The 12,545-nt window shown below is 62.7% G+C and carries 12 protein-coding genes; 3 read left to right on the top strand and 9 right to left on the bottom strand.

Annotation, left to right across the window (positions count from 1 at the left end; all coding sequences use genetic code 11):
* Positions 1-107: 107 nt before the first annotated feature.
* A complete protein-coding gene (locus AWB80_RS03530; RefSeq protein ID WP_087130946.1) occupies positions 108-1,421 on the bottom strand; it encodes a S8 family serine peptidase in 1,314 nt (437 codons plus the stop codon).
* 260 nt (positions 1,422-1,681) lie between these two features.
* Here AWB80_RS03530 and AWB80_RS03525 point away from each other — a divergent pair, with 260 nt between their 5' ends.
* The 3 genes from AWB80_RS03525 (at position 1,682) to AWB80_RS03515 (ending at position 4,700) form a co-directional block, all read left to right on the top strand.
* A complete protein-coding gene (locus AWB80_RS03525; RefSeq protein WP_061173255.1) occupies positions 1,682-1,972 on the top strand; it encodes a nucleotidyltransferase family protein in 291 nt (96 codons plus the stop codon).
* A gap of 11 nt (positions 1,973-1,983) precedes the next feature.
* Positions 1,984-2,337, top strand: a complete 354-nt coding sequence (locus tag AWB80_RS03520; protein WP_341866803.1) for a HepT-like ribonuclease domain-containing protein — start codon at positions 1,984-1,986, stop codon at positions 2,335-2,337.
* 185 nt (positions 2,338-2,522) lie between these two features.
* Positions 2,523-4,700: a malate synthase G gene (locus AWB80_RS03515; RefSeq protein ID WP_061173253.1), complete on the top strand. Its 2,178-nt coding sequence runs from the start codon at positions 2,523-2,525 to the stop codon at positions 4,698-4,700.
* 53 nt (positions 4,701-4,753) lie between these two features.
* Here AWB80_RS03515 and AWB80_RS03510 read toward each other — a convergent pair whose 3' ends face one another.
* From AWB80_RS03510 to AWB80_RS03475, 8 genes are all read right to left on the bottom strand, one after another.
* Complete coding sequence (locus tag AWB80_RS03510; RefSeq protein ID WP_008347661.1) at positions 4,754-4,939, bottom strand: 4-oxalocrotonate tautomerase; 186 nt, start codon at positions 4,937-4,939, stop codon at positions 4,754-4,756.
* 35 nt (positions 4,940-4,974) lie between these two features.
* Positions 4,975-5,751 (bottom strand): class II aldolase/adducin family protein, encoded by a 777-nt coding sequence (locus AWB80_RS03505; RefSeq protein WP_061173252.1) that lies wholly within the window; start codon positions 5,749-5,751, stop codon positions 4,975-4,977.
* Positions 5,729-6,640 (bottom strand): urea transporter, encoded by a 912-nt coding sequence (locus AWB80_RS03500; RefSeq protein WP_061173251.1) that lies wholly within the window; start codon positions 6,638-6,640, stop codon positions 5,729-5,731. Before AWB80_RS03500 ends, AWB80_RS03505 begins: the two co-directional genes overlap by 23 nt.
* A 133-nt stretch (positions 6,641-6,773) precedes the next feature.
* A complete protein-coding gene (locus AWB80_RS03495) occupies positions 6,774-6,977 on the bottom strand; it encodes a hypothetical protein (protein WP_061173250.1) in 204 nt (67 codons plus the stop codon).
* A gap of 114 nt (positions 6,978-7,091) precedes the next feature.
* On the bottom strand, positions 7,092-8,231 hold the full coding sequence (locus tag AWB80_RS03490) for an iron-containing alcohol dehydrogenase (protein ID WP_061173249.1): 1,140 nt from the start codon (positions 8,229-8,231) through the stop codon (positions 7,092-7,094).
* Positions 8,232-8,337: 106 nt separating this feature from the next.
* The gene (locus AWB80_RS03485) at positions 8,338-9,264 is read right to left on the bottom strand and encodes a GNAT family N-acetyltransferase (protein WP_061173248.1); all 927 of its coding nucleotides are present in this window, start codon (positions 9,262-9,264) and stop codon (positions 8,338-8,340) included.
* Positions 9,265-9,417: 153 nt separating this feature from the next.
* Positions 9,418-10,263: a formyl transferase gene (locus tag AWB80_RS03480; RefSeq protein WP_061173247.1), complete on the bottom strand. Its 846-nt coding sequence runs from the start codon at positions 10,261-10,263 to the stop codon at positions 9,418-9,420.
* A 55-nt stretch (positions 10,264-10,318) separates the two neighbouring features.
* Positions 10,319-12,517, bottom strand: coding sequence for a TonB-dependent siderophore receptor (locus AWB80_RS03475; RefSeq protein ID WP_061173246.1), 2,199 nt, complete (start codon positions 12,515-12,517; stop codon positions 10,319-10,321).
* Between the last annotated feature and the right edge of the window lie 28 nt (positions 12,518-12,545).

The following is a 12,545-nucleotide window of genomic DNA, read 5'->3' as shown; positions in this document are numbered from 1 at the left end:
TATAGCCCGGTCTTTCGTGTCTTCGTCACAGGCACGGGAACCGGGCTCGATGGCTGTTGCGGGGCGAGCGCGTCGTCGCTTCATTGAGCGGCGACGCGAGTATCAGGTCAGTTGGGAGCGCCGTCGAGCGCCGCACCGATGTTGAGCACCGCCGCTCTGGAATTGGCAAGCCCCGCGCGCGAACCGGTCAGCGGCTTGCCGGTAGCCTGCATCAACGCAACGAGCGAATCGACGCTGGGTGTCTTGCCGAATTTCTGCCTTAGCACCGCGAAAGCGCCTGCGACCTGTGGCGCAGCAAAAGAGGTGCCCCACGGATAGAACGATCCATGCAGCGCGCCGTTTCCTGACCAGGGCACGAGCACGAAATTTCTGCTTGCGCGATCGCCGATGCCGACCGGCGCGAACAGACTCACGCGCTGCGACACATTGCTGTACGTCGTGGGTTCGGTCGGCGCGAGGATGTCGGACGCACCAACCGGGATGACGTTGCTTCCGCAGGTCCACGAGCCTGTGCCATTCACGGCGTCGTTGCCGGCCGACATCAGGACGGCCACGCCCTTGGCGCGTAGTTTGCCGGCGATCTCGTCGATGCGCGCGCCTTCGCTGTTCGCGCCGCATGGCAAGTCACCCGCCGCCGAGGAGCCGTTCGACGAGATATTCACCGCCACGATCGACGGGCCGATATCCGTTCGCGCCAACAGACCGTTGTGGACATAGTTGAGCGCGTCGACGACGGAATTGATCGGCCAGCCAATCGCCCCATCCGTGCCGGTGCCGCCGCCGATCTTGAGCGCGATGACATTTGCGCCCGGCGCGACGCCGGTGTACGTGAATGTCGCGTCGACCTCTGTTCTTGTGCGGGGCTGGCCGACCATCACGCCCGACGTCACTGTGCCGTGATAGTAGTGGCAGAAGCCAGGTTGACCGCTGGAATCCGTCTGACGACACGTGTTGTCCGGGGAATCCGATGGCATCGAATCCCCGGGGAGAGACGAGAAGTAATAGCCCGCCGACGGGTTGCCCGCGAGCGGCCGGCTCACGAAAGTCTGATGTTTGCACAGGCTCGGCCACGCTACGCTTCCTGCAGGTTGGCCGAAGCATGCTTCCGCGATGATCTTGTTCCTGCCCGCCGCAGTCGTGAACGACGGATTGTCCGGACGAAACGCGCCATCGATATCGACGACCGTGTAGCCCGTGCCATCGAATACCTTGCCGTTGCGGTCGGTGTATTTCCCGTCGATGGTGCCGCCGAGGTTCGCGGGAAGATTCGCGGTGGCGGGCCACACCGCGAGACCCGCGTCCACAGCGGCGGCGACGCCCGGATACAGCCCGATGATATGCGCGCATGCAATCCATGCAATGAGGGATAGGTGTCGGCGCGCGGATCGTGGCGTGCGCGCTAGCGGGAAGATTAGCTTCATTGTTATTACGTATTCCGAATTGTTTTAATGGAACCTGTCGCCTCGATGATGCCTGTTCTATGCCGAAGCAAGTCGGCGGATTGTAATCAGTTTAGGACAGCGGGTATCGCCGAAGTATCTGAATTTTTGCTGCCTGGACGCAGGCGTCTCTGAGGCCGTGGCGGAGCCGCTATACTAGATTGCTCGTATAATTTTTCCCCTGAGCTGACGGTCACCGGATAACCGGCGACTCGGCAAGCGAATCAATTATTCAAACAGCCATGAAGCCCTCGATAGCACTTGAAGCTCATCGTGACGAGATTCGTCGCATCATCGAAGCGCATCGCGCGAAGAATGCTCGCATCTTCGGTTCGGTCGCACGCGGTGAAGATACGGAGGAAAGCGACCTTGATCTCCTCATCGACCCTACGCCGAGAACATCATTGCTCGATATCGGCGCGATTCGTCAAGAGTTGCGGGAACTGCTCGGCGTGAAAGTGGATGTGTTGACTCCCCGCGCGCTGCCTGATCGAACTCGCGATGAAATCATTGCAAGCGCTATTCCGGTATGAGCCGAGACGCATTGACTTTGGCTGAGTACGTAGACCACGTCCTCACGGCAATAGGGCGTATTGCGCGCTACACCGCCGGACTGGACGAGGCGACTTTCAACGGCGATGAACTCGCGCAAGACGCGGTCATCCGTAACATTGAAGTGATTGGCGAAGCATGCAGAAATATCTGCCGATACTTTCCTGCCTTCGTCGTCCAACATCCCGAGGTACCGTTCCAGTCGGCTTATGAAATGCGAAACGTACTATCGCATGGCTACCACAAGATCGATTTCGGGATTGTCTGGGTAACGATCCGTGAAGACATCCCTGCGCTTGGCAAACAGTTCCAGTTGCTTGCAGACGAATTGAAGCGCGTCAGCTAGCGGCAACCAGGAAGTATTCCCGGTGCCGCAAGGCGCTCTTCCGCCCCGGATACCGACCGTCCGAAGGCCCGCGCAGGCACGCCCCTTGCACCGCCCCCGCGCTTCGATCCTCCCCCAAGACGCGCTACCATAGGGCCCAGCCCACCCCAAAACCCTGTGCAGCAGCAAATTCAGCCGGAGTGCCCATGAACGACATGATCAAACAACACGGCCTTCAGGTCGACGCGAGTCTCGCGAAGTTCGTCGATGAAGAAGCCATCCCCGGCACGGGCGTCGACAGCGCGTCCTTCTGGAAGGGGTTCGATGCCATCGTGCACGATCTCGCCCCGAAAAATCGCGCCTTGCTCGCCGAGCGCGACCGCCTCCAGACCGAGCTCGACAACTGGCATCGCAGCAATCCCGGCCCGGTGCGCGATCTGCGCGGCTATCGCAAGTTTCTCGAGGAGATCGGCTATATCGCGCCCGCGCCCGCGCACGTGCAGGCGAGCACCGCCAATGTCGATCGCGAAATCGCGGAGCAGGCCGGCCCGCAGCTCGTCGTGCCGCTCTCGAATCTGCGTTATGCGCTCAACGCCGCCAACGCGCGCTGGGGCAGCCTCTACGACGCGCTCTACGGCACCGACGCCATCGACGAAAAGGACGGCGCCGAGCGCACCGCGCAATTCAATCCGAAGCGCGGCGCGAAGGTGATCGCGTACGCGCGTGCTTTCCTCGACGACCACGCGCCCCTCGCGCACGGCTCTCACGCCGACGCGACGAAGTACGCCATCGAGCAGGGCCAGCTCGCGGTCACGCTGAAGAATGGCAGCAAGAGCGGCCTCGAGAACGGCGAACAGTTCGCGGGCTACCAGGGCGACGCGAAAGAACCGTCCGCCGTGCTGCTCAAGCACAACGACCTTCACTTCGAGATCCAGTTCGACGCGAACCATTCCATCGGCAAGACGGACGCCGCGCACGTGAAGGACGTGCTGATGGAAGCGGCGGTGAGCACGATCATCGACTGCGAGGATTCGGTCGCGGCCGTCGACGCCGCCGACAAGACCCAGCTCTATCGCAACTGGCTCGGCCTGATGCAGGGCCATCTCGCGGAACAGGTCACGAAAAACGGCAAGACCTTCACGCGCGCCATGAACCCGGATCGCGAATACACCGCGCCCGACGGCTCGACCCTCAAGCTGCACGGACGTTCGCTCCTGTTCATCCGCAACGTCGGCCATCTGATGACGAACCCCGCCGTGCTCGACCGCGACGGCAACGAGATTCCGGAAGGCATCCTCGACGCGGTCATGACCACGCTCGGCTCGATGCACGACCTCAAGAACAGGATGAACTCGCGCACGGGTTCCATCTACATCGTGAAGCCGAAGATGCACGGCCCCGCGGAAGTCGCGTTCGCGGACGAGCTGTTCTCACGCGTCGAAGACCTGCTCGGCCTGCCGCGTCACACCATCAAGATGGGCATCATGGACGAGGAACGCCGCACGAGTGTGAACCTCAAGGCCTGCATCGCGGCGGCGGGCGCGCGCGTCGCGTTCATCAACACGGGCTTCCTGGACCGCACCGGCGACGAGATGCATTCGTCGATGGAAGCCGGCCCGATGATGCGCAAGGGCGACATGAAGTCGTCGAAGTGGATCAGTTCGTATGAGCGCAACAACGTGCTGGTCGGGCTGAACACCGGCTTGCGCGGGCGCGCGCAGATCGGCAAGGGCATGTGGGCGATGCCCGACCTGATGCACGCGATGCTCGAACAGAAGATCGTGCATCCGAAGGCCGGCGCGAACACTGCATGGGTGCCCTCGCCCACGGCCGCCACGCTGCACGCGCTGCACTACCACATGGTCGACGTGCAGCAGGTTCAGCAGGAACTCGAAAGCATCGACTACGACGGCCAGAAGAACGAGTTGCTCGACGGCTTGCTCACGATTCCCGTCGTCGATAAGCCGGCGTGGTCGGAAGCGGACATCACGAACGAGATCGAGAACAATGCGCAGGGCATTCTCGGCTATGTCGTGCGCTGGGTCGATGCGGGCGTCGGCTGTTCGAAGGTGCCGGACATTCACGATGTCGGCCTGATGGAAGACCGCGCGACGCTGCGTATTTCAAGCCAGCACATCGCGAACTGGCTGCGTCACGGCATCGTCACGGAAGAGCAGGTTCGCCAGACGCTCGAACGAATGGCCGCGGTCGTCGACAAACAGAACGAAGCCGATCCGACCTATCGCCCGATGGCGCCCGCGTTCGACAGCTCGTTCGCCTTCAAGGCCGCGTGCGCGCTCGTATTCGAAGGACGCACGCAGCCGAGCGGTTATACGGAACCGTTGCTGCACAAGTTCCGTCTCGCCGTGAAGGCTTCGGCGTAACGCCAGGCGCGCAAATCGCGCACATACGGCATCGCGCCGTATGTGCGCGCACTTCACTGCTCCGACCAGAGCTTGCCCGCGGTCGCCCAGTTCTCGCGCTTTACGTCGGTCAGAATGATGTCCACCGAGCCCGGCTCGCAGCCGAGCGTTTCGCACGTCGTGCGCGTGATCGCCTCGACGAACTTGCGCTTCTCTTCCACCGTGCGGCCTTCGAACAGTTGAATGTTGAATGTCGGCATTCCGTCGCTCTCCCTGTTAGTCTAAAAAGTCTGAATCAGTCGCGATACGACGCATCGATGCGTTCGAGCTTGCGCAAAAGCGCAGGCCATTCGAGCGCGCCTTCGATGGCGTCGTCGTCATGCAGTTGCGCCGCGGTCCGCGTGACGACTTCCGGCGTCGGCACGATCATCTTGCCCACGCCCGCGAGCGCGCGAAGCTGAATATCGCATGCCTTGACGAGCATATCCATCAGCACATATGCCTCGGCGATGGTGCGCCCGAGCGTGAGCGGCCCGTGATTGCGCAGGAGCATCGCGCGATGCGCGCCGAGACTGGCGACGAGCCGCTCGCCCTCCGCCGGCGAAAACGCAAGGCCTTCGTAGTCGTGATACGCGAGGTGGCCGTGAAAGCGCATCGCGTGCTGCGAGGCGGGCAGCAGTCCGGGCGGCTGCGTCGACACGGCGATCGCTTCGCGCACATGCAGATGCATCACGCAAACGGCGTCCTGCCGCGCCGCGTGCACCGCGCCGTGCAGCGCGAAGCCCGTCGCGTTCACCGGATTCGCGCTCTCGCCGATCACATTGCCGTCGATATCGATCTTGACCAGATTCGACGCCGTGACTTCATCGAACGAAAGCCCGAACGGATTGATGAGAAAGCGGCCCGGCTCGTCCGGCACGCTCGCGGAAATATGCGTATAGACGACATCGTCCCAGCCGTTGAGCGCGACGAGCCGGTAGGCGGCGGCGAGATCCACGCGCGTGGCTGTTTCGGCCGCCGAGCGCGGGCCGCTTTCCGCGATCCTGCGCTCAGGCGTGTGGGTGAACGACATGTGAATCTCCTTCTTTCGATGTTCCCGACATGCGCCGCCGCAGCGCGATCACCGCCCACGACGCCAGCACGAACGGCGCGGTCAGCGCGGCGACGCCGAGGCAATCGATGACGCGCTCGATCAGCACGGCCGCCACGATCGCGACGAGCGCGTAGCGCCTGCCGAGCGGCGCGGCGGCGAGCGCCGCAAGCGCCGCGTTGAAGCCGCACGCGCCGGAGAGCACGACGGCATCGCTCGCGCCGCCGAGCCCGTGCAGCATCGCGCCGAGCGCGCTGCCCGCGAGCGCCCAGCCCGCCTGCGACGGCCGCGACGCGAACAACCCTGCTGCGATCAATCCGCCCGCGAGCGCGCCGGTCGCGAAGGTGATCGGCGCGAGACCCGCGAACGCGGCCTGCAACATCGGGATGACGCCGGCGGCGACTTGCGGAATCGCGCCGGTATCGCCGCGCTCGGCGAAAAGCGGCAGCCAGCACCAGGTCACGATGATGGCCGGACTGGAAAAGATCGGCAAGCCGTGGCGGGAGAGCACGCGTGAGAGTTTGTTGGCGAGGAAGGTGGCGAGCATCGCCGCGACGATCGCGACGGCCGCGGCCTGCGACGCATCGCCGATGAAGGTGAACGCAGCGAGCGCCGCGAGCGCGCCGTTGAAGCCGTAGAGATCGTCACGAAAGGCGGGCGCGTCGCGGTCTTCGATGATCACGCTGATGACATTGCCCGTCAGTGTGCCGATCAGCAGCCCGCACGCGAGGCGCGGGCTTGCGCACAGGACGGCGAGAAACAGCAGCGCGCCGGTCGCGGCGTTGCGCTGAAGCACGATCTGCCCGATCGCGCGGGCGAAACTGCGGAGCTGGTCGCCGAAAGCGGCGTCGGAATGGAGAACGGTGGACATGCTGGGCGGCGACGGCACGGGAAGCCGCCAGCATAAAGCAGTCGGCGCGCCTCGTGCGACGGCGGGCCGAATAACCTGTATGTGGCTTGCAGCAGAAGGCGCAACGAGCGTCGCGCCGGAGGGGAATCGAAGCTTAGTTGAACGCCATCGGAACCAGGGGCGTTTCGCCGACACCCGGGTTCGCCATCGACAGATCCGCACTCAACTTGACGATTTCCGTGACGTTTTCACGGAAGTTCGGGTGCTTTTCCCAGGTGATGTAGCTCGCGTCCATGACAGCGGACAGCGTGAGCAAGGCAAAGGCGGCTTTTTCGAGCACTTCGTAACGGCGGCGCATGATCTGTTCCTCAATCTTTGCGACATTGTAACAGACTTAAGGGTTTTCCCGTAAGGGTATGTTGCAATGCCGCAAATGCTCCGCCGCTACTGCGCTCGCGCCCCGTCCCCTTTTTCACATCGACGCTTCGAGCATGGCCTCGTAATCCGCGCTCGACGCCTCGCGCGGATTCGTCTTGTGACTGTGATCCTTCAGCGCGCCCGCGATGATGCGCGGAAACAGCTCGCGCGTCACGCCGAGTTCGGCGAGTCCGCGCGGCAGGCCGAGCGCGACCGTCATCGCGCGTACCGCATCGCCGACTTCATCGCCGGCTTTCAGGCCCAGCGCCTGTGCGATGCGGTCGAGCTTGCCCTCTTCCTGCATCGACGGCGCGCTGCTGTTGAACGCGATGACCGCTGGCAGGAAGATCGCGTTGAGCGTGCCGTGATGCAGCTTCGGATTGATGCCGCCGAGCGAGTGACTCAGGCTGTGCACGCAGCCGAGGCCTTTCTGGAACGCGAGCGCGCCCTGCATCGATGCGCTCATCATGTTCCAGCGCGCGACGCGGTCCGAGCCGTCGCGCGTCGCGCGCTCGATGTGCCGCCACGCGCGCCACAGTCCGTCGAGCGCGATGCCATCGGCGGGCGCGTTGAACACGGGCGCCATGAACGTTTCGAGGCAATGCGCGACGGCGTCCATACCGGTCGCGGCGGTGAGCATCGGCGGCAGGCCGAGCGTCAGTTCCGGATCGCAGATCGCGACTTTCGGCACGACATGCGGCGAGATCACGCCGACCTTGCGGCCATCGTCGAGGATCAGGATCGCGCCGCGCCCGACTTCGCTGCCCGTGCCCGCCGTCGTCGGAATGGCGATGACAGGCGCGGTCTTCGCGGTGATGCGCGCGAGACCGCCTTCGATGACGGCGAAGCTTTGCAGCGGCCCATCGTGGGTCGCGCAGACCGCGACGCCCTTCGCGAGATCGATCGACGAGCCGCCGCCGGCCGCGATCACGCCATCGCACGCGTTCTCCTTGTACATCGCGACGGCTGCGCGCACCGCGGCTTCGTTCGGATTCGGCGGCGTGCCGTCGAACACCGGCGCCGGCGATGAAGAACCGAGCGCATCGAGCACCTTGTCCAGCAGGCCCGCCGCGCGGATACCGGCATCGGTCACGATCAGCGGACGGCGAATGCCGATGCGCTCGCATTCGCTTGCAAGCAGGCGCACCGCGCCGAAATCGAATTGAATCTGCGTGATGTAATTGATGAGGGGCATGGGTGTCTGACTGAAGGTTATCGTCGGTGCCGCTGTAAGCGGCGTGGTGCCCGACAGTATAAGAGCCTTCATTCGTTCCGACCCGATGCGCCGCGTCGGCCAGGCTTCAGAAGCGAAAGTCGTTGAAGAACTTTTCGCGTTCGATCACGGTAAGCGCGGCGCGTTTGTGCGGGAAGTCGAATTCCTTCAGCGTATAAAAGCCCATTCGATGCATGTACGCGATATGCCGCACATGATCGACGCGTGGTTCGCCGACGAGACGCCCGGTGCGCGGATCATCGATGAACATGTAGTGGAGCACGCCGCTCCACCATGCCTTGAGCTTGCCCGCGCTTTGAAACTGCGCATCGCCGATCAGCAAGTGCAGGCCGCGGTCGAAATCGCCTGCATCGTAGAACGGGCCGAGGCGGTCTTCCTTCGCCCAGTAGAACTCGAAATAGCCGAAGGGTTTGTCGTCGAAGTATCCGATCATCGGATGCATGTGCGCGTCTTCGCGACGTTCCTTCAGATACGCGGCGTGTTCGGCGCGCGTGCCGCGTTGGTCCCAGAAGTGCGCGACGCGGTCGAGATTCATCCATTCGCTGAAGACTTCGGAGTCCGCGTCGGGGTCGGCGGTGCGAAGGCTGAAGGTCATGTCGAGTTGCGGGAAGTGGCGCTCGTAGATGGTGCCTTCGGCGTTGGTTGGTCTTGTCGGGTGCGTGACGCTGCCGGTTTGTGTGTAGCTCAGCAAGGTCTCGCTCGACGCGGGCGATTTGAGCCACGGGCGTGGGAGTTGCCAGAATGTTTGTCGCGATGTCGTCAGGAATACGCGATCGTCGCGGGTTTCTGCCTTGTCGATCAGGTTCTCGTTGCGTGCTTGTGCGATGAACGCTTCGGCATTTTGCGCTTGAGGTAGCGCAATCGTGGCCGTGCGGCGCTCGGGTTCATTGGTGTAGATATCGCATAACGCCTCTAGCAACGCGTCGGTGTGGCATGTCGTCAATGTGCGATCGGTCGCGGTCGCTGCTACTTCTGGATCAAAGCGTATGTTCATCGTGGATGTCTCCGGCAAGGTTGCGATGTTCGGTTTGGCTTCAGGCTTCTATGGAATCCTGATTTCGTGTCGGTCTATTGGCACTGCTTCTCCCCGCACAGGGGCAACGCTGATAAACCAACACGAATACGGGATCCGGCGACAAAAAACGCCCTACACAACGTCCCTAGCAAGAACTTCAGCCATAGCCAAAAGCCCCCCTTCAAGCGCAGGAAACAAACTCCGCTGAAAGTTATTCCAGCGCAGTTCGAGAATGTTATCGACGGGATCGATACTCGTGCCGAGCACATCAAAAATCACTTCACCCGAATCGATCCCGTTGTCGACGTAATGAAACGAAGCACCGGTCCTATCGATCACAGGAGCGGACGCCACACGCATCGTGCTCCAATCCACCACGCGCTGGCCCCGCGCGCCATAAAGCGCATCGAGCGTCGCATAAGCGCCGCGCCGCTCGAACGGCGACCCGAGCCTCGTAACCCCCGGATGAATATTCGCGATGCGCCGACAAAACTCCGCTCCCGGCCGAACCAGTTCATCGAGAATGACCAGCAACCCATCGAGCACGACAAAATCCGCATCGAGCGCGTGCAGCTTGTCGAGCAGACGCTTCTCGAACGCACTCTTCTGCGCCGCGCGCTCGACGACCGCATCCATCGGCAACCGCCGATAAGCCGACGGAATCGCATGCAGCAGACTCGTCACCGGCACGCCCTGCACGGCGAGTTCCGGCGGATGAATCCACTGCCCGCTTGGTGCATAACGAAAGCCATAACCCGCGAGCTTCTCGCGATCGCGCGGCGAGCCTTCGTCATCGTCATAGATCACGCCTTCGAGCGAATACAAATCGCCCAACGGCGAGGCATTGAGTTGCTCGACGAGAAATTCCAGCGGCGACTTCATGTATCGCGTCGCGCCCTTGTACTCGACGTGCTGTCCCGCGCGATCCGCAGCCGCGTTGCGCAAGGACATGATGTAGACCAGTTTTATCTTCGACATTGAATCCTGCTGGAAAAAATGGCGGCGCCTGTCACGACAGCGCCGCCAGCGATCGTCACCAGTTATAACGGGCGCTCGCGATCACCGTGCGCGGATTGCCATAGAAACAGGCCGAATCCGACTGGCAACCGCTCACGAACGTGCGATTGAAAATGTTCGACGCATTCACCGCGAAACGCCAATGCTGCGTGTCGTAATGAACAGCGGCGTCGTACACCGTGTAGCTCGGGATATACAGCGAGTTGTCCGCCGCGCCCGCGAGCCCGCTTTGATAGCGAATACCCGCGCCGAAGCCAAGGCCATCGAGCGGTCCCGAATGCCACGTCCAGTCGGCCCACAACGAAGCCATCTGGCGCGGCAGCGGAATCGACACCGGCCACTTGCCGAGCGTCACGTCGTTCGCGCTAATGTTCTTCACATCCTGATAGACGTACGCCGCGATCACCGACAGATTGCGCGTCACATTGCCCACCGCGGAAAGCTCGATGCCGCGCGAACGCACTTCACCCGTCTGCACGGAGAACGTGCCGGTCGGATCGTTCGGATCGGGCGTCAGGACGTTCTTCTGATTGATCTGATACACCGCCGCGCCGAGCATCAGGTTCTTGCCCGGTGGCTGCCAGCGCAGACCCGCTTCGATCTGCTTGCCCTTCGTCGGCGCGGCCAGCCCGCCATCGGCCATCTTCACGCCGATGACCGGATTGAACGAAGTCGAATAGCTGATGTACGGCGACAAGCCGTAATCGCCGAGATAGGTCAGGCCGACACGTCCCGTGAACGCGCTGTCGTCCTGCTTCAGTTGCGTCCCGCCGACGATGTCGTCCTGCTTCGTGTTGCTCCAGTCCTCGCGCGCGCCCACGGTCAGCATCCAGCGGTTCCACTTGACCTGATCCTGCGCATAGAGGCCGAACGAATCGAGCGTCGTGCGCGTGTTGGTCTGGCCGAAAGAATCAGGGCCGCTGAAGATCGCAGTCGATACCGGCGTATAGACCGGGTTGTACATGTTCAGGCTAGGACCGAGCGCGAGCCATTCGCTGTCGGTCGAGTTCTGACGGTTGTACTCGAAGCCGAGCAGCACGGTATGTTCGAGCGGTCCCGTGCCGAAGCGCGCCTGCGCCTGATTGTCGATATCGAAACGGCTGTAGTTCGGTTGAAAGAGGCCCGCGTAACGCGCGAGCGTCTGTTCAGTCGGATCGCTCGGATCGAGACCGCCGCCCCACACTGCGCCGTTGTCGAGCGACAGATGCATCCAGCGGGTGTTCTGCCGGAACGTCCAGATGTCGTTGAACTTGTGCTCGAACTGATAGCCGATCGACCATTCCTTCTTGCGATAGTACGAATAGGTCGGATCGCCCGTGTACAAATCAGGCGAAATCTTTCCGTTCGGATTCGGCAGCACCGTGCCCTGCGCGGGCAGGAAGTTGTTCGATGCATCGCCCCAGTCCTGCAGATAGCTCGCCGCGATCGTCAACGACGTATTCGCGCTCGGCTGCCAGCGCACGGATGGCGAAACCGCAAAGCGCTGCTCCGCATGCGGACCGGTCATCGAATTGCCGTCGCGTCCCACGGCGAGCACGCGATACGACAGCGTGCCGTCCTTGTCGATCTTGTCGCCGATGTCGAACATCACCTGCTTGCGCGCATAGTTGCCGATCTGCACGCCCGCTTCGCGGTAGCGCCCGCCATCGGCGAGCTTGCTCTGCACATCGACGATCGCGCCCGGATCGCCCTGCCCGTACAGCACCGAGGTCGGCCCGCGCAGAATGGTGATGCTGTCGATCATGTACGGATCGACGCGCCAGCTCGACAGATTCAGCGTATTGGGCACCTGCAAGCCATCGACGAAAACGGTCGGCGTGAAGCCGCGCAACGCCGAATACCAGTCCGAACGAACATCCGAGCCATACGACGAAAATCCCGGCACGTAGCGCAAGGCCTCGTTGATGGTCGTCGCGCCCGTTTCCTCGATCTGCGTCGACGTGACGACATTGATCGTCTGCGGAATCTCGTCGATGGGCGTATCGGTCTTCGTGCCGGTGCGGCTCTTGCGCGCGACCAGGCCGACCGTGCCGTCGCTGTCCGCCGATGCGTTCACGCGCACCGCAGGCAGCGTGCTCGTCTGCTGCGCGACGTCCTGCGCCTGCTGTTGCTGTTGTTGCTCCTGTGCGTGAGCATGATTCATCGCCGCCACGCCAAACGCCGCGCTTGCCGCCACGGCGATCGCGCTACGGCGCGTCCCCCTTGCCAACATCATTCTTCTTTTCTCCATCGCAATGCGGCAT

Origin of the sequence: Caballeronia pedi, from assembly GCF_001544915.2 — a bacterium.
Classification (GTDB): domain Bacteria; phylum Pseudomonadota; class Gammaproteobacteria; order Burkholderiales; family Burkholderiaceae; genus Caballeronia; species Caballeronia pedi.
This window is presented reverse-complemented; position numbering and strand designations above follow the sequence as displayed.